This is a genomic window from Brevibacterium sp. W7.2, assembly GCF_018137945.1.
In the GTDB taxonomy this organism is placed as follows: Bacteria; Actinomycetota; Actinomycetes; order Actinomycetales; family Brevibacteriaceae; genus Brevibacterium; species Brevibacterium sanguinis.
The window spans coordinates 3,605,527-3,628,156 of sequence record NZ_CP073089.1 but is presented as its reverse complement, the minus strand read 5'-3'; the positions used below and the strand labels follow the sequence as shown (position 1 = coordinate 3,628,156).

The 22,630-nt window shown below is 62.6% G+C and carries 18 protein-coding genes; 15 read left to right on the top strand and 3 right to left on the bottom strand.

Going from position 1 to position 22,630, the window contains the following annotated elements; translation table 11 throughout:
• The first annotated feature begins 79 nt into the window (after positions 1–79).
• The 10 genes from J9315_RS16280 (at position 80) to J9315_RS16235 (ending at position 12,898) form a co-directional block, all read left to right on the top strand.
• Positions 80–1,396 carry an Nramp family divalent metal transporter gene (locus tag J9315_RS16280; RefSeq protein ID WP_211978365.1) on the top strand — a complete coding sequence of 439 codons (1,317 nt, stop codon included), beginning with the start codon at positions 80–82 and terminating at the stop codon, positions 1,394–1,396.
• Between the two features lie 386 nt (positions 1,397–1,782).
• Positions 1,783–2,982, top strand: coding sequence for a DNA (cytosine-5-)-methyltransferase (gene dcm, locus J9315_RS16275; RefSeq protein WP_249120947.1), 1,200 nt, complete (start codon positions 1,783–1,785; stop codon positions 2,980–2,982).
• Positions 2,983–3,016: 34 nt separating this feature from the next.
• Entirely contained in the window at positions 3,017–5,704 is a 2,688-nt protein-coding gene (locus J9315_RS16270; protein ID WP_211978364.1) for a Z1 domain-containing protein, read from the top strand.
• Positions 5,701–6,678: a PD-(D/E)XK motif protein gene (locus J9315_RS16265; RefSeq protein WP_211978363.1), complete on the top strand. Its 978-nt coding sequence runs from the start codon at positions 5,701–5,703 to the stop codon at positions 6,676–6,678. Before J9315_RS16270 ends, J9315_RS16265 begins: the two co-directional genes overlap by 4 nt.
• Positions 6,675–8,594: a hypothetical protein gene (locus tag J9315_RS16260; protein WP_211978362.1), complete on the top strand. Its 1,920-nt coding sequence runs from the start codon at positions 6,675–6,677 to the stop codon at positions 8,592–8,594. Before J9315_RS16265 ends, J9315_RS16260 begins: the two co-directional genes overlap by 4 nt.
• Positions 8,594–9,478: a hypothetical protein gene (locus J9315_RS16255; protein ID WP_211978361.1), complete on the top strand. Its 885-nt coding sequence runs from the start codon at positions 8,594–8,596 to the stop codon at positions 9,476–9,478. Before J9315_RS16260 ends, J9315_RS16255 begins: the two co-directional genes overlap by 1 nt.
• Positions 9,478–10,245 carry a hypothetical protein gene (locus J9315_RS16250; protein WP_211978360.1) on the top strand — a complete coding sequence of 256 codons (768 nt, stop codon included), beginning with the start codon at positions 9,478–9,480 and terminating at the stop codon, positions 10,243–10,245. Before J9315_RS16255 ends, J9315_RS16250 begins: the two co-directional genes overlap by 1 nt.
• On the top strand, positions 10,242–10,670 hold the full coding sequence (locus J9315_RS16245; RefSeq protein WP_349251969.1) for a very short patch repair endonuclease: 429 nt from the start codon (positions 10,242–10,244) through the stop codon (positions 10,668–10,670). The genes J9315_RS16250 and J9315_RS16245 overlap by 4 nt, the downstream gene beginning before the upstream one ends.
• 264 nt (positions 10,671–10,934) lie before the next feature.
• On the top strand, positions 10,935–11,930 hold the full coding sequence (locus J9315_RS16240; RefSeq protein ID WP_211978358.1) for a hypothetical protein: 996 nt from the start codon (positions 10,935–10,937) through the stop codon (positions 11,928–11,930).
• Entirely contained in the window at positions 11,927–12,898 is a 972-nt protein-coding gene (locus J9315_RS16235; RefSeq protein WP_211978357.1) for a hypothetical protein, read from the top strand. Before J9315_RS16240 ends, J9315_RS16235 begins: the two co-directional genes overlap by 4 nt.
• A 10-nt stretch (positions 12,899–12,908) precedes the next feature.
• On the opposite strand, the gene J9315_RS16230 is transcribed toward J9315_RS16235, so the two are convergent.
• The gene (locus tag J9315_RS16230; protein WP_249120945.1) at positions 12,909–14,096 is read right to left on the bottom strand and encodes a DUF2891 family protein; all 1,188 of its coding nucleotides are present in this window, start codon (positions 14,094–14,096) and stop codon (positions 12,909–12,911) included.
• Positions 14,097–14,173: 77 nt separating this feature from the next.
• Here J9315_RS16230 and J9315_RS16225 point away from each other — a divergent pair, with 77 nt between their 5' ends.
• From J9315_RS16225 to J9315_RS16215, 3 genes are read left to right on the top strand one after another with little or no spacing between them, the layout of a single operon-like run.
• Positions 14,174–15,157, top strand: a complete 984-nt coding sequence (locus tag J9315_RS16225; RefSeq protein WP_211978356.1) for a cation diffusion facilitator family transporter — start codon at positions 14,174–14,176, stop codon at positions 15,155–15,157.
• 55 nt (positions 15,158–15,212) lie between these two features.
• A complete protein-coding gene (locus tag J9315_RS16220) occupies positions 15,213–15,683 on the top strand; it encodes an XRE family transcriptional regulator (protein ID WP_211978355.1) in 471 nt (156 codons plus the stop codon).
• Complete coding sequence (locus J9315_RS16215) at positions 15,680–16,075, top strand: hypothetical protein (protein ID WP_211978354.1); 396 nt, start codon at positions 15,680–15,682, stop codon at positions 16,073–16,075. The genes J9315_RS16220 and J9315_RS16215 overlap by 4 nt, the downstream gene beginning before the upstream one ends.
• Positions 16,076–16,102: 27 nt before the next feature.
• Here the strand turns inward: J9315_RS16215 and J9315_RS16210 are convergent, their stop codons facing one another.
• On the bottom strand, positions 16,103–19,201 hold the full coding sequence (locus J9315_RS16210; RefSeq protein WP_211978353.1) for a DEAD/DEAH box helicase: 3,099 nt from the start codon (positions 19,199–19,201) through the stop codon (positions 16,103–16,105).
• 39 nt (positions 19,202–19,240) lie between these two features.
• Entirely contained in the window at positions 19,241–20,050 is an 810-nt protein-coding gene (locus J9315_RS16205; RefSeq protein ID WP_211978352.1) for a LuxR C-terminal-related transcriptional regulator, read from the bottom strand.
• 170 nt (positions 20,051–20,220) lie between these two features.
• Between J9315_RS16205 and J9315_RS16200 the strand changes: the two genes are divergently transcribed.
• Together J9315_RS16200 and J9315_RS16195 are read left to right on the top strand one after the other, a co-directional pair.
• Positions 20,221–21,819, top strand: coding sequence for an AMP-binding protein (locus tag J9315_RS16200; protein WP_249120944.1), 1,599 nt, complete (start codon positions 20,221–20,223; stop codon positions 21,817–21,819).
• A 22-nt stretch (positions 21,820–21,841) separates the two neighbouring features.
• A complete protein-coding gene (locus J9315_RS16195) occupies positions 21,842–22,510 on the top strand; it encodes a multidrug transporter (RefSeq protein WP_249120943.1) in 669 nt (222 codons plus the stop codon).
• Positions 22,511–22,630 lie beyond the last annotated feature (120 nt).

Here is a 22,630-nt window from a genome sequence, read left to right as displayed (position 1 = left end):
CACACTGATGGTCGCACCTCGGCGCATTTCCGGCCGAGGGGCGACCGTTCTGCGCCGACCTGAGGAAAGTCACGAGAGAATGCCAGCCGAACCGACACCGCCGTCGACCACCGAGCCCGCGACCGCCTCGGCGCCGGTGAACCTCACCGCACGCCTGCGGCTCATCGGACCGGGGATCGTGCTCGCGCTCGCGAGCGTCGGGGCCTCGGACATGATCACGACGATGAACTCCGGGGCCGAGTACGGTCTGGCTCTCATCTGGGTCTTCACGGTCGGGATCGCCCTGAAGTTCGTCCTCTCCGAAGCGGTGTCGCGGCTGCAGATGAGCGGTGACCGGTCGCTGCTCTCCCACCTCACCCGGTTCGGGGGACGACTGTTCCCCGCGCTCTTCCTCATCGCCGAACTCCTCGTCGGACTGTTCTTCGGCGCCGGCGTCGTCGCCGTGAGCGCGAACATCCTCCAGGCGATCTTCCCCGTCCTGCCGTTCTGGCCGACGGCGATCGTCGTCCTCCTCTCCGCGGCGATCCTCGTCGGGATCGGCCGCTACGGCATCGTCGAGAAGGCGATGATGGGCTTCGGCATCATCATGTTCTTCGGGATCATCGCCCTCGCGTTCTCCGTCTTCCAAGGTCAGGGTGCCCAGGAGATCGCTGCGGAGACGATCGTGCCGGTCTTCCCGCAGACGTCGATCATCACGGTGATGTCGCTCATCGGCGGGGTCGGCGGGGCGACGGGGATCCTCGCGTACTCGTTCTGGATCCGGGAGAAGTCGTGGCGCAGTGCCGACTGGAAGCCCGTCGTCCGCCTCGACCTGCTCATCAGCTACGGTCTCGTGTTCGTCTTCGCCGTCGCGATGAGCGCGGTGGGCGCGTTCATCCTGTACGGTCAGGGCTTCACGATCGCCGACAACGACGCCCTCTTCGCGATCGCCGACAGTCTCATCGCCTCGATCGGCGACGTCGGGCGGCTGATCTTCCTGCTCAGCTTCCTCGCCGTCGTCTACACGAGCGTGCTCGGCGGGTTCTCCGGCATCGCCTACGTCACCGCCGACTGCATCCGCGTGCTCCGCCGCTACCCGCACCAGGACGAGGCGCGGTACGAGATGTCGGCGACGTCGATCGAGTTCCGCGTCGTCCTCGTCTACCTCAGCGTCGCGACGCTCATCATCATGGGCCTCGGCAGGCCCGTTACCCTCGTCCTCGTCTACGCCGCGATCAGCGCGTTCATCCTCCCCGTACTCGCGCTCGCCCTCCTCGTCATCCTCAACCGCTCCTCAGTGCCGGTCTCCCTGCGCAACAGCTGGTGGTCGAACGTGCTGCTGGCCGTGTGCCTCGGCCTCTTCGGGTTCCTCGCCGTCCTCCAGGTCATCGAGTCCGTATCGGGGTTCGTGGGGTAGGGCGGCGAGGGGTCGGCGTCCAAGTGGAAAAGCACGCGTTTGCGGTGTCGGCGCCGGCGCAGATCATTCCATGCAGGAACTGTCCTCAAGAGGTCGGTTTCGGCAGGGAAGCGGCATTCGAGGGCAGGACGGCGCGGATACCTGTTCCAATTCGGAACAGAAGTTCTGCACCGATTGACGCCAGTAGCAGAGCTTTCCGGCTGTGTCAGTGTCAGGTGCCATGCTCTTGACCAGACGTCCGAAACCTTTGGTCTGATGAGCTGCGAACGCTCGGTGAAAGCTGCGTAGCTGGGTGAAGTTCGATATGCTGCAGAGCAGATGCGTGGGGCGAACGTCTCGGCGGTCGACGTTGGCTGTAGTGTGCTGGTGAGGAAGGTTGGTGGAATGTGATCAGGTACAAGCTGGGTGAGTTCTTCTCGGGTCCCGGGGGGATGGCGCTTGGTGCCCACCATGCAGTGGACCCAGAGCATGGCGGTGATCCCGACCTGGTCGGTCGGGTGAAGGTCGAACATGCGTGGGGTGTTGACTATGATCGGGACTCGGTTTTCACTTACATCGCCAATATTCCGGGCGCATCAAGCGCGAGCATGCATGCCGAAGACGCGCGCGTGATGGCGTCGTCTGAACGGCTTGACCAGCTCGGCGATATCGACGGATTCGCATTCGGATTTCCATGCAACGACTTCAGCCTCGTCGGAGAGCACAAAGGGCTGGCGGGTGATTACGGGGGTCTGTACCGAACTGGACTGGAAGTCCTCGTGGCAAAGCGACCCAAGTGGTTCGTAGCGGAGAATGTCAGCGGAATACGGTCGGCTAATTCAGGAACAGCCTTCAAGCAGATCCTTCACGATCTGTCGATGTACTCGGATGACGGTGAACCGGAGTACATGCTGACCACTCATCTGTACAAGTTCGAGGAATACGGTGTCCCGCAGAAGCGTCACCGCGTGATCGTCGTCGGAATTCACAAGTCCCTGGCCGCAATGGGCATAGAGTTCAGAGTTCCAGCTCCGACCCACGGCCCGGGGCGCGGTTCGAAGTTCGTCACAGCAGGACACGAGTTGGGAAGGGAATTTCCGCCCGGCACCACCCACATGGATCAGACACGGCAATCGCCACGGGTTGTGGAACGTCTCAGCTATATCAAACCTGGCGAAAATGCCTTCACCGCTGCGGAAAGGATGCCAGCGGACCTGCGTCTCAACGTTCGCGGCGCGACCATCAGCCAGATCTACAAGAAGCTGCGCGAAGAGGAACCTTCCTACACAGTCACCGGATCGGGAGGAGGCGGAACCCACATGTATCACTGGGCGCAGAACCGGGCGCTTACGAATCGAGAGCGTGCGCGCCTGCAGACATTTCCCGACGACTTCCAGTTCCACGGGCGGCGAGATTCCGTGCGCAAACAGATCGGTATGGCAGTCCCAGTGCGCGGAGCTCAAGCGATCTTCGCCGCCTTGTTCAAGAGCTTGAATCATATCCCGTACGACAGCATTGAACCGAATATCGCAAGCACCACTGTCCGTAGAGACTCGACAGCCATTCGAGGCCAAGAACTCATGACGCGTCCCACTCGAATGTCCTGAACACGAGCTGAAAAGAAGAAGGGAATCCGCCGCCGTGGATAACAAGAACCGGTCTATCGTCGAAGAATATCTCGAAGGCCGCCTTCATCACATGAACTTCAATGACGCGGTCAAGCAAGTAAACGAAAAACTCGGTGACCTGATAGATGACATGGACGAGATTCTTCAGGCGATTGTTCGGGAGCGCGAGGAGCAGGTTACAGCATTCACGAAGCTCACTGAAGTGGGGATATCGCGCCGTCAGGATCTGCGAGAGGTCGGCTGGTATACCGGAGTAGAAGGCGACGGCGTCTGGAGCGCATTGAAGGAGCTGATGGAGAATGGGGGACTTGGCAAGGCCCTCACGTCCATCGATGCCTCGTCGGACGAAATTGTCGCAACTTTGGCGGAGCCCAAGGTCGACGGGGACAAGAGGCTCGGCTTGGTAGTCGGCAACGTTCAGTCAGGAAAGACGGCGAACTATTCAGCTGTCATAGCAAAAGCACTGGACTCCAAGTATCAATTGGTGCTGGTTCTGTCGGGAGTGCACAATAACCTTCGGAAGCAGACTCAACAACGGCTGGATCGTGATCTCGGTGTCATCGAGAACTCTCGGGACTGGTACCAGTTGACGAGCGACGAGGCTGACTTCGGTACTGCGTGTATCACGAACGCATCTGCGATCGCCAGAAACAACAAACGCATTCTCGCGGTGGTGAAGAAGAACGGCAGCCGTTTGCGCAACCTGCTGAATTTCCTTCGCGCAGTTGACGAGGAGACCAAGAAACGGTTGCCCATTCTCATCGTGGATGATGAGTCTGATCAGGCGACTCCGGACTCTTCACCGGACAAGGATTCAGACCCAACGGCCATCAATCAGCTGATGCGTGAAATCTGGGCGGAGGTTCGCAACGGAACCTATGTCGGATATACCGCAACTCCTTTCGCCAATATATTCATGGATCCGAACTCCCAGCAGGGCAGTAAATTGGAGGAGCTTTACCCTAAGGACTTCCTGCATGTCATGCCTACGCCGGCAGAATACTTCGGGGCTGAGCGCATCTTCGGCCTAGGAGAAGTCGCCGATGAGAAAACCGATGTGCCTGATGTTGTACGAACGATTCCACAGGACGAAGTCGAAATCCTGGTGCCGAAAGGCAAAGGCGCGGACCTTTCATCCCAAGTCGTGACGCGGTCGCTGGGAGAGGCAATCAGGTGGTTCGTCGTGGCGTCCGCTGTTCGACGGGTGAGAGGGCAGACAGAGAAGCACTCGACGATGCTCATCCACACCACGCATAAGACGGAGCCCCACTTCGCCATGCGCGAAGCTGTTGAAGAGTTTCTCGAGCCTATTCGTCAACTCGCTCTGAACGACGACGTTGAGTCATTCCGGGAAGTGTTCACAAAGGAGATGAGCCGCGCTGGACATCTCTTCCATGGGGACGCATCTACGTCAACATGGAAACATGTTTCACGAGAGATACCTGCGGTGCTTCACAGCCTGAGAGTGGCGGTTGATAACAGCAAGGCTGAGGATTTCGAACGACTTTCGTATCCGGACGATCAACCGCAGACCGTCATTGTGATCGGTGGTGGCACACTTTCCCGTGGACTGACTCTCGAAGGCCTTTTCGTCTCATATTTCTGTCGAACATCGAACACATACGACACGTTGCTGCAAATGGGGCGCTGGTTCGGCTACCGCAAGGGATACGAAGACCTGCAGCGAATCTGGCTGAGTCCAGGATTGGACCTTGATTACCGTTTCTTGGCCTCTGTCGAATCCGATCTGCGCAACGACATGGAGCTTATGACCAGACTCGGGCAGACTCCCGCCGAGATCGGGGTGCGTGTCCGCCAGCATCCTGGTCGCTTGCAGATCACCAATCCGTCGAAGATGAAGCATACTGACCGGGTTGCCGTTGATTTCGAAGGCTCGCGGATGCAGACAACGCTCTTCGACGTGTCCGATGAGGATGTCCTTCGAACGAACGCTCGCACGACTGAATCGCTGATCAATCGGATCTCTCCGTACCAGCTGAGTCCTGAGCGCCAACTTTTCAGAGATGTTCCCCTCGAAGAACTGACGGAGTTCTTCAACGACTTTACGGTGCACGAGCGCTTTCGCGAGCCCTTTGCCGATGCCGTCAAATGGGCGGCGGACAAGCTCCCAGATACTCCCTGGAACGTCGTAATCGCCTCTGGAAAGGGAGTCGACTTCATTACGGGCAACGGAGTGAAGATCGGTTCGATCCAACGCGCTCCGATCCAGAAACCGGATGAAGAAGTCAATGCCGAGGCCATCAATATTCGCGCGTTGATGAGCGGTGAGGACATCGTTTCCGACATCAGGTTGGACGGCAGACTCAAATCCCTCAAAGACGAGCGTGGGTCCAGTCGCCTCAGCAATAAGGCGCAGTACGATCTGCGCAAGGCATCCGACGGCGCAGATGGTCGTGGCCTGCTGGTCGTGTACCCAGTCAGTCGCTTCTCAAAGCCGGACCCCGACAGTAAGGAGCGAATGCCTATGGACGACGCGCTTCGCGCCGTCGACGAGAAGCTGGTAGACGACGGCCTTCCTCCGATGTTGGGGATTGCAGTAATCGCTCCTTTCGACAGCGCTGGAAAGGTGAAGGACAAGGGCACTTTCATCGCGGTTCAGCCGATCTTCAACGACCATGAAGAGCCTGTAGTCGAGCTCACCGTCGATGCGGAGAAGGACTTCGAAGGCGATCCGAGATGAGCGCCGGGGAGTATTTCGAAAGAGCTTTGAAAGAGGGAGGGGCTCTCGGCTGGCAACAGGCTCAAGTTCTGCCTGTCAACGGCCTCTCTGCTCCAAGACGGGCTTGGTTGGGGGTCGACGTCGATTCGCTGTCAGTTGCCTACTTCGAGGTGGATGACCCTGGGGAAGTCAGCTTCTCAGTGAGTCAGGTGATCAGCGTCCAAACGGTGGAAGTCAACGAAGCCGAGACCCGCGAGACGGTGTCCACGGTCAAACTTACTTGCCTTGAGAATCGACTCCGGGAAGTGTTCTACGTCTTCATCGACGAGACTCTTTCACGCCTGGAGAACTGCCAGTCTGTTGTCCAAGTGATCAGATCTTCGGCAGAAGAATGGCGGAGCCTGTTACAGGTTGCTCGAGGCGGCCTGGACGTCTCTACTGCCGCTGGAATATACGGGGAACTGGTCTTCTTGGAGGATGGGTGCCGGCAGGTCGGACCCGAAATGCTGGGGTGCTGGCAGCGCACACCTCAGGACGTACATGATTTCGTAGGAAATTCGGCGCGTGTCGAAGTCAAAACATCGTCCTTTCAGTCGCGAGCTGTCGTCGGAATTCATGGGCTCCGGCAGATGGAGCCTCCCGTGGACGGCACGTTGACGCTTGCCGTAGCTGAAATCGGGAAGCACAGCGGAGAAACTCTCGACGCGATCGTCGATCGGTTGCTCGACCTCGGGGTCAATGCCGACGACCTGACCGAGAAACTTGCCGATTCGGGATTCGTCCGAGGAATGCCCGGAGCTGCGGACTGGAAATTCGAAGTGATCGAGACGAGGTTCTGGGAGATCACCGACGAATCGCCGGTTCTGCGCCGTTCCGCAGTTTCCGGAGTTGTTGCAGACGCCGTCTCAGAGGTCACCTATTCGCTGTCGCTCAGCGCCTTGGGCGACTGGAGTGGCGAATTCGATTGGCACCGATTGAAGGAGATCCGCGGATGAGGTTTCGGCAGCTTTCGCGATATTCGAAACCGCGCCGTCCGGGGGACCAGACAAGTGGGGGGCGCGGCAAGCTTCTTCGCGCGACTGCGGACCTGACGAGGATCGAATTGCTGATTCGTGAGACGCTTCAGAACTCGTGGGATGCTCGAGAGGAAGATTGGTATCCGGCCTACGGCGTCAGACTCGATCGATTGGACAAGTCAAAACGTGTTCTCCTTCTCGACCATGTGTTCACTGATCTGCCCGAGTCTCTGGAGCAGATTCGAGCGAGTTTGAGCTCGCCTGATGTTCACGTTGTCGAGATCTATGACAGGGGGACGACTGGACTCGACGGCCCATTCCGTGCTTCGGAAGAGGCCGTTGACGGAATGCCGAATAACTTCAACTCGTTCGTCTTCGACATCGGAACGACAAGTGATTCCGAAGTCTCCGGTGGAACTTTCGGCTTCGGAAAGACTGCGACGTTCGAAGTCTCAAAGGCCCACAGCGTCGTGTATTGGTCGCGGTGCCGCGGGCTCGACGGCGAACTCGAGTATCGGCTTATCGCGTCGTCCTTGCATGACGATTATGCGGAAGGCGGCAAGCGCTACACCGGAGCCCACTGGTGGGGTGTTGCGACGAATGACGATGTGGTGCCATTGCGAGGACATCAAGCTGAGGAACTCGGCAATGCTCTGTTCCAGAAGTCGTTCGGAGAGGACGAGACCGGAACCTCAATCCTCATCATCGACCCGGAGATATCATTCACCGGCGACAGCGATGGCCCCTTGAACGAACGTACGCCAGTGCGAACCGACGAACAGGGCGATGAATTGATTCAGCAGGTGTCGGATGCACTTGCCTACAATGCATGGCCGAAGACGATCTCTGCGGACGGCGTTCACCCTCCGATGATCTTCGAACTGTTCCGAAATGACCAGTCGCAAGAGGTCGCGGCGAAGATCAGAAGCAGTTGGTCTCGGTGGGCCGACGCGCTCATTCAGGTGCGGAGGCATCAAGAGCAGCAGAGCGAAGAGACGATGCCTGAGCGGCCGGCTGGAGTCATAAGAGAAGTGACCGAACCTATTTCACTTCGTCCACGGTCATTGAACGCGACTCGTGAAGAGGTCTTCGGAGATCGAACGGACACTGTGGTCGGTCATCTCCACCTCGTTTCGAGCATCGGTGAGACAGGTCCGCAGGTTAACTCTGTTCCGAAGAACAAGCTCTGCATGATGCGTTCCGGAGCAGAACTGGTAGTCAGATACGAAGAGTTCGCTGACAGTGAAGACGACGGTCTTCAGTGGCATGGGGTGTTCAAGCCGACTCCCCAGTGCGATCGACATTTCTCTGCGACCGAACCTTCTACTCATGACAGTTGGAATCCTCGCGCTGCTGAGAAGGAGGTCTCCACCTACGTGGTCGAGAAGGCCCTGCAGCAGGTGCGTCTCAAGACCAGGAAGTTCCTTTCTGATTCAGGTACTGAGCAACGGGATGGAGAACGGTCTGTTCGAATGGTTGCACTGGCTTTGCGCTCCTTCATGCCTCTAGGCGAAGGCCCTGACGAGGAGCTGGTCGGAGGTACTGGCCCGAGTGGCAGACGTCGGAGTAGCAAGCGCCGCGCAGACCCTGGCGCGTTCCTGACCGTGATGAGCGCTGAACCTCTCGAGCAGGGCAATGGTCAGCAGATGTCGATCATGCCTGAATCCAAAGCTGGGAGAACGACGATCTCTGCAACCGCGATGGTCTATGCGAAGACTTCCGAGGGCCGAATGCTCCTGAACGACAGCGAGATTTCGGTCTCCTGGTTCCCCCACGGAGGACCACCGGTGTCCGGAAACAGATGCGCTCTAGAGGCGGGACGACCTGTTCGATTGGAGCTCCGCACCCTGGTTCCTATGGCGTTGGAAGTCGACCTGAACGCTGAGGAGGCCTGATGGCGAAGGTAGTTCTCTACCCGTATCGGAGATTCCAAGCGGCTGATGTGACTTGGAATGATTGGGTGGCTTCGCTTGATGGGAGAGTCGTTCGCATCGAGGAAGTCGCTGACAGCTGGGATCCCAAGACGCAGCTCAGATTCTCTATGGAAGCGAGCATCAGGTCGGTTTCGCTCGAATCGATAGGAGGCGGAAGGCCCAAGCTCGTATTGACTGCCGCCAGCCACGACTGTGCCTCGACCTTCAGCGCTTCGACAGACTTCATCACGTCGGGCGAATCCTTGACTGCGGGCACTGAGGTAGTGGTACCCGGAAATGCCATTGCGCAGTCCCTCGAACTCAACGCTCGCATTCTGCTCGCTGTTCCGGGCCCATCTGGCACGAAGACATTGAGCCGACGCATAGTTTCCGAGATTCCGTCCACTCGTGTCGCGTTGGACTCAACCGTGGAAGGATTCCCAACATCGGCATACTCGTTTGAGAAGCACAAGCTACCCGAAGCGCCGTGGCGTCTCGCGATTTCGGCTGAAGATTTGGAATCCCCATTCAGCCACTCGGTGCGTCTGCACCTCAACGAGGACTATGCGGCAGTGAGGGGGCTTATCGACGGAAGCCCTAAGAAGCATGTCGAACAGGAATTGACTGCGACTATTGCTCGCGTTCTGATCGGAACAGTGGCGCGGTTGGCAGCCGACGACGCGCAGAACCGAAGCCTGGACGCGGTAGCCGCGGAGTTTCCCGACTCTTTGGCCGCCGGCGCTCAGGTGGCGGCGAACAGGTACCTTCGGAAATCCTTGGACGCGGCAGCCTCGGATTATCGGAAGCGTCCAGAGGGATTTGAGTACGCGATCTACGGCGGCGTCGGTTCGCTGAAGGGGACGTGATGAGGGAATTCATCCTGCTTCCACGACTTGATCCGCTGATCGCAGAGCAGCGCCGGAGCTCTGTCCAATCGCTCGAGCAGGGCCATGAACTGTTCAGCATGGTGGACTTCCACGAAGCTCTCGCTGATCCGCATGCATTTCCGCCGACTGGAGGTCGTCAGGTAGATCCGACCGATCTTCTCGCGCTTCGTGAGCGATGTCTGCACGCCGTGGAGTCTGCTGAGACGCTGGAAAGGGCGCGATTCGCCCAGTCCTTCGACATTCGCATCGGAAGGATCCTGTACGAATTCGGAGTGGAATCCGTCAGCGACATGGGGCACCCGCGAGTGTGGAACTTTCTCACTCTGATTCTCCTCCCGGATATCGCAATCAAGCGAATCTTCGTAGGAAAGACGAACGAGGAGATTGCCCGAACGAGTTCCGCAAGTCGCTTGACCGGCGGAGACCGTCGGCACGTCCTGCAGCGCCTGTGGCGCAGATGGAAGGTTTTCGGTCCGGATCTTGTCGAACGCCAGAAACTGACAGAGGATGATTATGTCGCGCTTTTGGAAAGGCGCCTGACCTTGGGGCAGAGTCGCGTGGCAGTGACTGCAGCGGAGGCGATACTCAGCTCGTCCTTCACCGGCAGTGCGCGGCGAGAGTACACGCGAATCCTGATGCGAAATCTTATTGCCCTCTCCGGAGTCGTCCACATCGGTGACGATGATCCCGAGCATCTCGAGGAAGTGTTCAATCATCTGCATGAACAGACTCTCGAAATGATGTGAGCTCGGTGGTTGACTCGTGGGCCTCATCGGAGCATGCTCGGCGAACGATGCGTGCGAACAGGCGCCGAGACACCGGCCCGGAAATGCGGGTTCGTCGCGCCCTGCATCATAAGGGACTGCGGTATTTCGTTGATCGCGCTCCTATCAAAGGGCTCCGTCGTCGTGCTGATCTTGTCTTCCCGAAAGCGCGTATTGCTGTTTTCATCGACGGCTGCTTCTGGCACGGATGCCCGCACCACTTCGTGGAGCCTAAGACCAACGTCGACTATTGGAGAGCCAAGATCGATCACAATGTGATGCGTGACAGAGAAACCGACAGTCGTCTGGAAGCTGAGGGATGGATTGTTATTCGAATCTGGGAACATGAACAGCCTGCAGTGGCAGTTGACCGTATCATAGCGGCATGGTCACAACGGCGAAGCTAGACACATGGGACTCTTCGGGAACAGAATCGGACGATTGAAATACGGTCGCGGCCCACGTCGCGGGTTCCGGAGACCTGCGACGTCGCATGTGCGACTGCTCAGCCGAGTACGAGGACACTGACGCGGCCCGCTGATCGCTGTTGCGACTCGCAATCACGGCAACCAACGATTTCCAAGGTCGGAGGTTCGTTTGTTGAGAAGGCGAAGAGAAGCGTTCTGTAGGATTCCTCTGTTCGCGTCCGTGCCGGAGGCCATGATTGTGTCATGGATGAGTACAGGTTCATGCCCGGTTCGGACTTCCTGGGGCATTTTCGGTTGGAACCTCCCATAGCCGGCGCCGAGTTGATCGGCGTGACTCTTGGAGTCGATTCGCGTGCGCTGTGCACGTGGCTCGCGGGCACGGACGACGGTTTTGATGCGCCTCCTGCGGATGTCGCAGCCGGACACCTTCGGCCTGCGGCCAGTCCAGTCACCGTCACTCTCCAGGACAAGGAGGCTGGGGTTGTCCAAGTATGGGACATTCCGAATCCGATGGAAGGTGCGTCCTACCGTGTACTGCCTGAAGGCCACCTCTTTGCATGCGCCTACTATCTGACGATCATCGAAGAGAGCTTTCGCCGGAGAGCAATTGTCTACGACCGCAACAGTGCCATTGTCACGATGGGGTCGTTACGCGTTGAAGCCGATGACGTTCGAACAACAGGAGACGGTGCCATCTGGGTAGCCAACAAGGCGATTATCTTCGAAGATTTCTGGATCCCTGTCCCTGGTCTGGAACGCTTTTCCGCTGATCTGAAGCTCCAGTGGGAGCCCAATGAAGGTCTGCGATTCAGCCCGGGGCCCATGTCAGTTCTCGGCGACGGTGTAGTCTTCTTCGACCACGAGCACGGCGCACCATACCTCAGTGCTGATGAGAGTTGGTTGGCGGATCAGCCCGATGCTTCCGGTTGGGTTCTCCACGACCCCGAAACTCAACGATGGGGATTCGTCGAACTTGAAGCTGCCGGACAGTTGTATGTGACTCTTGGATGGATGGCCTTCCACGGCAGATGGAAGCCCTTCTCGAAGGGGTCGATTCCAGTTCCATTCGCGTCGCCGATGGAGAGCACCCATGTCGAATGCGATGCATCATCCGTCCACGTCTGGATAGGGCAGCGGTGGTATTCGTTGACTCTCAGCGACCTCTTCGACGACAGCATCAAATCGGTCGCTCCGAGGCTGCCAGATGTCGCGCCGGAGGAAGAGGAACCGGCGCAATGATCGCTGACCAAGTAGAGGCGCAATTCGGACCTGGTCGGCAATTGCGGATTCCACAGATGAGCCGCCCTTATCCGGGCCTCTCACTGGACGTTGTCGATGTGACGGGCGGACCGCAGGGAAGCTTGCTTGCAACGTGGGTGGATGCTGTCGAGCGACGGGAGCTCGACCGACTGACCAGCGGCCACGTCATACCGTCGGAACGTACCCGCATTCACTTGGAGGTTGTAGCTCAATACCTTCCTACAGGAGAGATAGCCGCTCAATGGGCGATCTGGACCGACGAGCCAATGCTCGAGTACCGGGTTCTGACAGAAGGAAAACTTCTCGGGTTCACCCGAGAATCAGTCGATCGCGACAACGTCTTCGTCTTCGAAACTGACGGCACCAAAACCCGGTCGGGCCGCCTCAACCCAGGCGTCACGGATGTCGGCATACTGAGCGACAGCGCGATCCTCATCGCCTACGATCGGTACTTCGAAGATGACCAAGGTGTAGTGCTCGGGCTCGCCATGTACACCACCACATTTGAGAGGACAGATTTCGGAGACGGTGCGGGATACCTGCCGGCCAAACTCGCGATCGGCGAGAACGAGGTGACGTTCTGGGACCGCAGCAGTTCGACCATCATGTCTTCGAAGCAGAATCGACCCATCTGGCCCGATCTGAGTCGACGGTTACCCGGCCGTCTCGAACCGGAGTGGGTTTTGCACACGCCCGGAACCAACCGATGGGGTCTTGTCGAGCAGACAGTATCGGGGCCCGTGGTCGTGCTCGGGTACGTCGAAAATGTCCGATGGACGACAGTGGGCGAACTCAAGGTCCTGGAGTCGGAGCGGTTCGCTCATCAGGCGTCCAAGGTCTTCTGCGACACGGAGACATTGAGCTGGTGCGCCGGACGGAAGTGGTATTCCATGTCGATTGACGAGATGTTCAGAGATCTGCGCGCCGAGTCGGAGCCCGGCGGCTGAACACTCACTGTCACCGCTCCCGCAGCTCGAGCGCCTCCCACGCGAACGTCGCCACCCAGTGCGACGACATGTACTCATCTGACACGGCAGCCCCAAGCCCTGGTGCCATGAGCGCATCGACACGGGTCAGCATACCTTTGGCCAAGGAGTCGAGGTCTGGCCTGTCGTGTCGTTGGGCAATCGCCTCGAGCTGTGGAGCGAGCCTCATGATCGAAGCCGCGACCGACAGCCCCAAGCCATAGAGGTGACTCTGCTGACCGTCGGTAGGGTCGAGCACCTCGACCGGTGAGAGCGCAGGCGACTCGGGGGACAGCTCCGAGAGGAACGCCGGCAGCCACACGGCGAGCTCATCCTCGGTGAGGATCTCCGACATCAGGTCGGCCTCGCACAGTCCCGCCGAGAGGAAGTCCTGACCGCTGCGCTCCTGACGGAAGTTCCATGCCTCGTCCTGGGCATAGAAGCGTCGCGCCGCACCCGCGATGACATCGACGACGTCCCGACGACCCTCTGCGCGAGCGCCGAGGAGGATCCGACGCAGACCGAACGCAGTGTTGGAATGCACCCCGTGCCGAACAGGCTCGGGAACCTTCGGCAGCCACGCGACCACGAGATCGAACACCGTGTCCGCGAGAACTTGCGCGCCCTCGGCTAATTCGCGCAGCTGCGGGTCCGAGCTGGTCCGCAGCGCCTCGACGAGTTCGACCGCCCACGCCCATCCGTACGGCCGTTCCCACCCCGGATGGTCGCGCAGGAACGCGGCCTCCGCAGTGAGTTTCACGGCACTGAGGTGCAGCTGCAGCAGCTCGATCGCCTCGTCGCGCCACGGCGCGTCCTGCGCCGCCTCGGTGTCGAGGAGCTTCACGAGCAGATAGTGCATGTGAACGCTCGAGTGCCAGTCGAACGAGTTCGCGAACGCCGGGTGCTTCTCGCTCGCGGGCACGATGTCGGCAAGGCTGTTCGCCACGTGATGCGCCGCGTAGGGATAGTCCTGCGTGATGTTCGTCAGCGCGACCTGCGCGAACGGATGAACGAAATCGGCGGGTGCAGTCATGCGGGAGTCCTCTTCGGCTGGGGTAATCCAACTGTAGTCGAGTGAAGTCGGATGAGCCGACCAGACCAGCAAGCGTCGTTGACGTGAAACAGCCCCTCCGCCGAGGCGGTCGGACGTAAGCTGGTCCCCAACGGTTCGACCGCCCACCGAGAGGACGCTGCCATGACGAGTTCGACCGCAGGGAGCCCTGCCGCCCAGGCTGTGTCCCTCCTCGAGGTTCGGGCATGACCGCGAGCACTGGCGGCGTCGATACGGAGGCCCACAAGGCCGCCGGCGGCAGCTGGCTCACCGTCATCATCGCCTTCGCGGCGAACCTCGCCGTCGCGATCGCGAAGACGATCGCCGCCGGCATGACCGGCTCGGCTGCTCTCGTCGCCGAGGCGGCCCACTCCTGGGCCGATGCCGGCAACGAAGTGTTCCTCCTCATCGCCGAACGCAAGTCCTCCCGCCCCGCCGACGCCAAGCATCCCCTCGGCTTCGGGCGCGAGGCCTACGTGTGGTCGATGTTCGCGGCGTTCGGCATCTTCACGGTCGGCTCCGCCGTCTCGATCTGGCACGGGGTCCAGTCGCTGTTCTCCCACGAGTCCAATGACAGCAACTACCTCGTCGGGTACATCGTGCTCGCGATCTCGTTCGTCCTCGAAGGATTCTCGTTCCTGCAGTCGGTGCGCCAGGCCAGAGGCCGGGCGGCGGAACTGCGGCAGCCGGTCCTCCGCTATGTCCTCAAGGGCTCGAACCCGACGTTGCGGGCGGTCTTCGCCGAGGATGCCGCGGCCCTCATCGGACTCGTCATCGCATTCCTCGCCATGTTCCTTCACCAGATCACCGGCATCGCCGCCTTCGACGCGATCGGTTCGATCCTCGTCGGCATCCTCCTCGGGATCGTCGCGATCGTCCTCATCGACCGCAACCGCCGCTACCTCGTCGGCGAGAACGTCACCCCGCGCATCCGCGACATGATCCTCCGCGCCCTCCTCGAGGACAAGGACATCGTCGAAGTCACCTATCTCCATGTCGAATTCGTCGGCTCGGGCAAGGTCTACGTCGTCGCCGCCGTCGACCTCGTCGGCGATGCGAAGGAGAGCCAGCTCGCGGTGCGCCTGCGCACCGTCGAACGCCACCTTGAGGAGAACCCCATGGTCCAGGAAGTCGTCCTCACCCCGTCGGCTCCCGGGGAGAAGCCGCTCGTGCCGCTGACGGTTGACTGAACACATCTCCCAGAACTGCTGGAACTGCTTTATAGCATGTAGCTATATTTGATTCATGGGACGGTTTGACTCCGACGATGCACGCGATCTCGTCCGGACCGCTCGGCTCGATGCTGGGTTGACGCAGACAGAGCTCGCCGAGCGCGCCGGTATGCGTCAGCCGACGATTGCCCAGATCGAATCGGGCAGTCGGAAGATCTCTTCGGAGATGCTGGAACGGATCCTGCAGGCAGCCGACTATCGACCGGCGCTCGCCCTCGAACGAGTCGTCAGTCAGGTGCGGGACATCGCATCGGAACTCGGTCTGCGCAACGTCAGGGTGTTCGGGTCGGTGGCACGCAACGAAGACGGCTATGACAGCGATATCGACCTCGTCGTCTCCGCCGACGATGGGGTGGACCTGTTCGATCTGGCGTATTTCGGTGAGCGGGTCCGCCAGATCACCGGCTTCCCCGTTGACGTCGTCGTCGACAACGGGCCCGTGCCACCGGGCTGGGACGTCCTGCGTGAGGCGGTTCCGGTATGACCGGCCCCGACTCGTCCAGGCACGATTACTCGGCCGGGCGGCGCCGCAGTCGACGGAACAGCCCGAACTTCGACCGCGAGAACATTCGGGAGGAGCTGGCTCGAATTCTCCAACGCGCACAGGCCGTCGCCTCGACCCCGCGCCATGAGTTCGTCGACGGGGCGCCGTCCTACGATGTCGCGAGCATGGTGATCATTCGCCTGGCCTCATTGACTGAACGTGCAGAATTCGCTCCGTGGCTTGACGAATTGACCCCGATGGAGGTCACCGCGATCAGGGCGACCCGGAACATTGCCGCCCACGCCGGGTATACGGCAGTGAACAACGAGGTCTTCTGGAACGCTGTGACAGTTCGTGTTCCGGAGATCATCGGCCGTCTGCTCAAACGCTGAAGTTCGAACGATGTTCCCGCCTGACCCTCACCCGTCGAAGAGATCCCGGATGTCGTCTGCGGTGATCTCCCTGCTGAACGCCTGACCGTCGCCGCCGGAAGCCCCCGCCGCCGGCCCACCCGACGCCCCCGACCCTGAACCCGAACCGGGCGCCACCTCGTCGCCCTCACTCATCAGCGAGTCGAAGAGCTCCGCCTTCCGCCGCTGCAGCCCGAGCACCTTCTCCTCGATCGTGCCCTCGGTGACATAGCGGTAGACGATGACGTGCTTCGTCTGCCCGATCCGATGCGCACGGTCGATCGCCTGATTCTCCGCCGCCGGATTCCACCACGGATCCATGAGGAAGACGTAATCCGCCTCGGTGAGGGTGAGACCGAACCCGCCGGCCTTGAGACTGATGAGGAACACCGGCGCCGCCCCAGCCCGGAACGACTCGACGACCTCGGCGCGATTGCGGGTCGACCCATCGAGCACGACGGAGGGGACACCGCGACGATCGAGCTCCTCGGCGACATGATCGAGGAACGACGTGAACTGACTGAACACGATCGACCGATGCCCTTCGGCAACGACCTCGTCGAGGTGGTCGAGGAGCGCAGTGAGCTTGCTCGAGGGCACCGCGGCGTGCTCGGCATCGACGATGCGCGGATCGAGTGCGAGCATCCGCAGCAGGGTCAGCGACCGGAAGACGATGAACCGCTGCCGGTCGTAGTCGGATTCGATGAAGCCGAGGATCTTCTTCCGCTCCTTCTGCAGGATCCGATCGTAGAGCTTCCGGTGCGCGGCCGAGAGCTCGACGGTGATGACCTGCTCCTGCTTCTCCGGCAGATCGGCGGCGACGAGGTCCTTCGTCCGGCGCATCATGAACGGCCGGATCCGTCGCTGCAGACGCTGCATCCGCCCCGGATTCTCCCCGCCTTCGATCGGCCGCACGTACTCCTCCTCGAACCGGTGCGGCGAGGGGAAGAGACCGGGTGCGGTGATCGCGAGCAGCGACCAGACGTCGCGCAGCGAATTCTCCAAGGGCGTGCCCGTGAGCGCGAGGCGGAACGGCGCCCGCACCGCCTTCGCCGCCTGGTGGACCTGCGAGGACGCGTTCTTGACGAACTGCGCCTCATCGAGGATGAGCCCCGCCCATTCCAGGCCGGCGATCTCGTCCTCATCGAGGCGGAGGATCGCGTACGAGACGACGATGACATCGGCACCGGCGGCCACCTCGGCGACGGACGTGCCCCGCTTCTTCGTCGACTCCCGGACGACGCGGACATCGAGGTCAGGGGTGTGCATCCCGGCCTCCTGGGCCCAGACCGGGACCACCGAGGTGGGGGCGACGACGAGGAACGGCGGCTCGGTGCCGGTGGCCTGACGACGCGCATGGGCGATGAGCGCGAGCGTCTGCAGGGTCTTGCCGAGCCCCATGTCGTCGGCGAGGATCCCGCCGAGGCGGCACCGGTGCAGCAGCGCGAGCCAGCGGAACCCCTGCACCTGGTACGGCCGGAGGGTGACCCCGTTCAGGTGCGGCACCGGGGTGGCGGGAAGCCGGTCGAGCTCGGTGAGTGCCTGCGCGGACTCCCGCCAGGTCACGGCGGGTTCGGCCTCGTCGGCGAGGTCCTCGAACTCCGACCACAGACCGACGTGGAGGCGACTGATCTTCGGGGCGCCCGGTTCCCATTCGGGGATGAGCTCCGCCTCGGCGAGGAGGGCCTTGATCCGGTCGAAGACGGGCCGGTCGAGGGTGAGGAAGGTGTCGTCGACGACCTTGATCTTCTTCGCCCCCTTCGCGAGCGCGGTGAAGAGCGTGGCGAAGGGGATCGGCTTGCCGCCCACGGTGATCTGGAAGCCGAGGTCGAACCAGTCGTTCTTCTCCGACTCGACCGAGGTGATATTCACGCTCGGATCGCCGCCGAGCTCACGGTACGGCTGCCGCCTGCCGCGGGTGATGACCGTGACGTGGTCGATCACCTCGAGGCCGGGGAGGATGTTCGCGACGAAATCCGCGGTGTCGGCGTCGTCGAGGTCGACGTCGGTCGGGGTGGTGGGGAACTCGGTCCCAGGGTCGGTCAGCGCGAACCGGGCGAGGTGGGTGCTCACCTCGGCGAGGACCGCGGCTTCGTGCTCGTGGTCCCGACGCTCCTCGCCGAGGCGGTTGTCGCGGAGGCGGTCGACCGGCCGGACCGGGAGCCTGCGACGCGGCCCCGAGTACTCCCAGTACCAGCGCACGCTCAGCCGGTCCGCGGTCCCGAAGGTGAGGAAGAGAACGAGACGGGGGTCCCTGAAGTGCGGAAACGTCACGGAATCATCGGAGCTCACGACCTGCGCGGAGGTGCGCAGCAGTGGGTAGTACTCCGCGAAGAACTCCTCGGACTCGGCGGCGGGAATCGTGATCGGGCCGGGGGAGGAGAAGACCGGCAGCGCCGAGGCGGTCGTCGGCGCCGCCGCCGGCGCGAGGGTGACGGTGAAGCCGGTGCGGGTGTCGACGCCGAAGAATCCGTGCGTCCAGATCGGCTTGGCCAACCCCGTGGCGAATTCGCGCTCATCGATCGTCACCTGCGGTTGGACGCGGAGGCGACCGGGCACCCGGGCGACGTCGATGAGGGCGTTGGCACTCCGCCCGATGCGGACGTCCATGCCCTGGTTGACGCCGACGAACGCGATCCCGAGTTCGGCCCCGTGGGCGAAGATGTCCCAGATCAGCGGGGTGTGGAAATCGCCGAGGTGGTACGGCGCACCGTCGGGCGTGAAGTCGGTCTTGTCGCGGGTGCGCAGGCCCGCGAGCTGGGAGAACCACTCCTGATGGCGCGGGTCGACCCCGAACTGCGTGGTCATCCGGTCGATCGTGCGCCACGTCAGCGACTTCTTCACCCAGTTCCCGGACTCGCTGAGGACGAGCGGCCGGATCGCCAGCGTCGGGTTCGCCCGCGGACTCACGGCATTCCGCGTCAGGAGCACCGAGCGCTGCGGTTCGTACCACGTGCGGGGCACGACCTCGATGAGCTCGAATCCGAGGGCCACGGGCGTGTGGTCCTGCGGCGTCACCTCGGCGAAGGAGGCGAACGTCGTGCGCCAATCGGTGGGAACGCTCTCAGACCGCCGAGGCTGCGGCGAGGTCGGACGATCGATAGGCACGACCCCATCTTCTCACCCCGGCCTGACACGGGGCCGCTGCTACGGCAGCAGGCCCGTCTCCTGCGCCTCGATGACCGCGGCGTACCGTGTGCGGGCGTTGAGCTTCGCCATGAGCGCCTTCATATACGCCTTGACGGTGAGCACGGTGAGACCGAGCGCCTCGGCGACCTCCCGGTTCGTCATGCCCGTCGCCACGAGCGCGAGGACATCGGTCTCCCGCTCGGTCAGCGACACCGGCACCGTCGGCTCACGCCTCTCCGGCAGCGCGAGTCCCTCGGCGATCTCGCGCAGCTCCCGGCGCAGGCGACCGTCGGTGACCGCGGCACTGAGTGCCCGCAGCTCCCCATGGACGGCGCGGATCCGGGTAAGCAGAGCGCGGGCCGCCTCGGCGTCGCTCTCGAGCCGCTGCGCACGGGCGACGATGAGCGCGTGCTCGAGTTCGCGGGCTTCGTCGGTCAGGGTCGAGAGGATGCGGTCGGCGATGACGGCGTCGCTGCGGAACGCGGCATAGAGAACGACGGTGGTCTCACGGTCGACGACGACCGGGGCCGCAGCGATCGCCCGCAGGCGCTCAGCCCGGATCACCCCGTCGTAGTGGTGGGAGATCGCCTCCGAGGCGACATAGTCGGCCACGGCCAGAGGCCGCCGCAGGGCGACCGTGCGACCGCCGAGCCCCGCATCGTAGGACAGCGTGACACCCGGAAGCGCACCGACGGTGGGGCCGAAGAAATGGGAGAGGAGCAGACCGCGGGAGTCGTCGACCACCCCACCGAAGGCGAGGTCGACACCGGTGCCGGTGCGCACGCGATCGAGCGACCGTCGAATGCGCTCGTCGTGCTCCGTGCCCATCGCCGCCCCGTCCTCGCCTCATCGCCTCGGCAGCAGCCACTGCCCACTTCGGAGGGTAGTCAACGATGCGCGCCTTGCCTAGTCTCGCTTCAAACGTCTCGCTTCACCGGCGCACGGGACCACGGTGCCGTCGAGACAGGACGATGACGACCGAGACTGAGGAGAGCGCAATGAACGAGGCAATGACGACCGGGCAGGTGGACGAGGACGTCGCGGCGGCGCCCGCCCCGTGGCAGGACCATCCCGACATCGTGGCCGAGGTCGAGGAGCTGCGCCGCCGATTCTCGGTGGCCGATCTCTGCCTCGCCGAGGTGCTCTGTGACAGCCGTCCGGCAGCCGACACCGCGTTCGTCTGCGTCGACGAGCGACTCGACCCCTACCGCCTCACGTTCGGCGAACTCGCCGATCGCTCCCAGCGCCTTGCCGCACTGCTCCGCGAACTCGGCGTCGGACGCGGATCGCGAGTCGGTGTCCTCATGGAGAAGACGCGGCAGCTGCCGATCGTCCTCATGGCACTCTGGCGCCTCGGCGCGGTCGAAGTCCCCCTGTTCACCGCCTTCGCCGGACCGGCGATCGCGACCCGAGTGACCGGGGCCGATGCCGTGCTCATCGTCGCCGACGCCGCCCAGCAGCCCAAACTCGAGGGCATCGATGTTCCCGTGCTCGGGACGGGTGCCGACCTCGACCGGGAGATCGCTGCACGTCAACCGCTCGAGTCCGCCGAGGCGATCGGCGGGGACGGTCTGTTCCTCCAGCTCTACACCTCCGGCACCACGGGCACCCCCAAGGCCGTGGGGGTCCCGGGCTCGGCGCTCGCCGCGTTCATCGCCTACATGCGCTACGGTCTCGGCGTCGCCGAGGACGATGTGTTCTGGAACGCGGCCGATCCCGGCTGGGCATACGGCCTCTACTACGGCATCGTCGGACCGCTCGCGATCGGTGTGCCCAACATCCTCTTCGCCGGCGGCTTCGACCCCGCGACGACCGGGCGCCTGCTCGACGAGCTGCAGGTGTCCAACCTCGCAGCCGCGCCCACCATCTACCGGGCACTGAAGAAGACGGGCATCACCGCTGCCGCACCCCTGCGCGCAGCCTCCTCGGCGGGAGAGCCGCTGACGGCAGACGTCGTCGACTGGGCACCGGGTGCGCTCGGGGTGACGGTGCGCGACCACTGGGGGCAGACCGAGCAGGGAATGGCCATCGGCAACGCGTGGGACGCACGTCTGCGCTCCACGGTCGCCGACCGGTCGATGGGGCAGGTGCTGCCCGGGTTCGTCGCCGGCACGACCGGCGGGTCGATCACCCTCTCGGTCGAGGACAGTCCGCTGATGTGGTTCACCGGCTACGTCGACGCCCCGCGCCAGACGGCGGAGCGCTTCAGCCCCGACCGCCGGTGGTATTTCACCGGGGATATGGGCCGTGCGGAGGGACCGGACTTCTTCTTCGCGTCCCGCGACGACGACATCATCCTGGCCGCCGGCTACCGAATCGCCCCGTTCGACATCGAGAGCATCCTCGTCACCGACGACGCCGTCATCGAGGCTGCCGTCGTCGGGCGCCCGGACGAGGTCCGCGGCGAGGTCATCGAGGCATTCGTCGTCCTCGGGGAGTCCGCGGGCACCGACGATCTGGTCACGCGGCTGCAGAACGCCGTGCGCACCACGTACGGCGCACACGCGTATCCGCGCCGAGTCCACATCGTCGACGAGCTGCCGAAGACGCCGAGCGGGAAGATCCAGCGATTCGTCCTCCGAGATCTCGAAGTCTGAGCTGCCCCGTAGGATGGTGGGGATGACGGATGCAGCGCGCGACAGATCCCACACCCCCACTCCTGCGGTGCTCGGGGCCCTGCTGCTCGCGACCGCGCGCACGACCGACCCGGCATCGACCGACCCTGGACCGGCGGGCACGGCGCCGACCGACGCCGCTGGACGGCTCGAGGCGCCGGATGAGACGATCCTCGCCGAGGTGGAGGCGACGCTGTCCGCCCAGTTCCCCGATGATGCGGCACTCGTCGCTCGCACCGTCACCGAGGTGGCCGAGGCGATCGGCTCCATCCGCCGTCGTGACGCGAAGCCCGGTCTGACCGCGGCACGCTACGACGCCGAGCGCACCGCACTGCTGCGCCACCTCGGGATCGGCTCGGGCAAGGGCGCGAGCGTCTGGCCGCCGACGAGCCAGACCGCCGTGCAGCGGTTCGGATCGTGGAACGATGCGCTCACGGCGGCGGGACTGGCGACGAGCAGCACGGGCCGGGCGAAGGGGCAGCTGCGCTTCGACGCCGCTGCCTACGATCGGGCGATCGCGGCGTTCGTCGCCGACTGCGAATCCCGCGGCGTCGGCGCCACGTACAAGGAGTACGGGGAGTACGCGACGGCGCACAAGGGCGAGGTGCCCTCGGCCGCCGCGGTGCGGAAGTTCTACGGAAGCTGGAACGCAGCGCTCGCCTCGGCGACCTGACCCGATCGCGGGACCGCCGCCGCGGCGGGATCGACAACATCGATTTCTGCCCGATCTGTCGGCGGCGACGGCCTGACCTCGACGGCCGCATGCCCCGTGATCGCGGGGCACACGCCGGGA

Coding starts and splice junctions, on each gene's coding strand:
- J9315_RS16280 (WP_211978365.1), top strand. CDS start 80: ATGCCAGCCGAACCGACACCGCCGTCGACCACCGAGCCCGCGACCGCC.
- J9315_RS16265 (WP_211978363.1), top strand. CDS start 5,701: ATGAGCGCCGGGGAGTATTTCGAAAGAGCTTTGAAAGAGGGAGGGGCT.
- J9315_RS16260 (WP_211978362.1), top strand. CDS start 6,675: ATGAGGTTTCGGCAGCTTTCGCGATATTCGAAACCGCGCCGTCCGGGG.
- J9315_RS16255 (WP_211978361.1), top strand. CDS start 8,594: ATGGCGAAGGTAGTTCTCTACCCGTATCGGAGATTCCAAGCGGCTGAT.
- J9315_RS16250 (WP_211978360.1), top strand. CDS start 9,478: ATGAGGGAATTCATCCTGCTTCCACGACTTGATCCGCTGATCGCAGAG.
- J9315_RS16240 (WP_211978358.1), top strand. CDS start 10,935: ATGGATGAGTACAGGTTCATGCCCGGTTCGGACTTCCTGGGGCATTTT.
- J9315_RS16235 (WP_211978357.1), top strand. CDS start 11,927: ATGATCGCTGACCAAGTAGAGGCGCAATTCGGACCTGGTCGGCAATTG.
- J9315_RS16225 (WP_211978356.1), top strand. CDS start 14,174: ATGACCGCGAGCACTGGCGGCGTCGATACGGAGGCCCACAAGGCCGCC.
- J9315_RS16220 (WP_211978355.1), top strand. CDS start 15,213: ATGGGACGGTTTGACTCCGACGATGCACGCGATCTCGTCCGGACCGCT.
- J9315_RS16215 (WP_211978354.1), top strand. CDS start 15,680: ATGACCGGCCCCGACTCGTCCAGGCACGATTACTCGGCCGGGCGGCGC.
- J9315_RS16205 (WP_211978352.1), bottom strand. CDS start 20,050: ATGGGCACGGAGCACGACGAGCGCATTCGACGGTCGCTCGATCGCGTG.
- J9315_RS16200 (WP_249120944.1), top strand. CDS start 20,221: ATGAACGAGGCAATGACGACCGGGCAGGTGGACGAGGACGTCGCGGCG.
- J9315_RS16195 (WP_249120943.1), top strand. CDS start 21,842: ATGACGGATGCAGCGCGCGACAGATCCCACACCCCCACTCCTGCGGTG.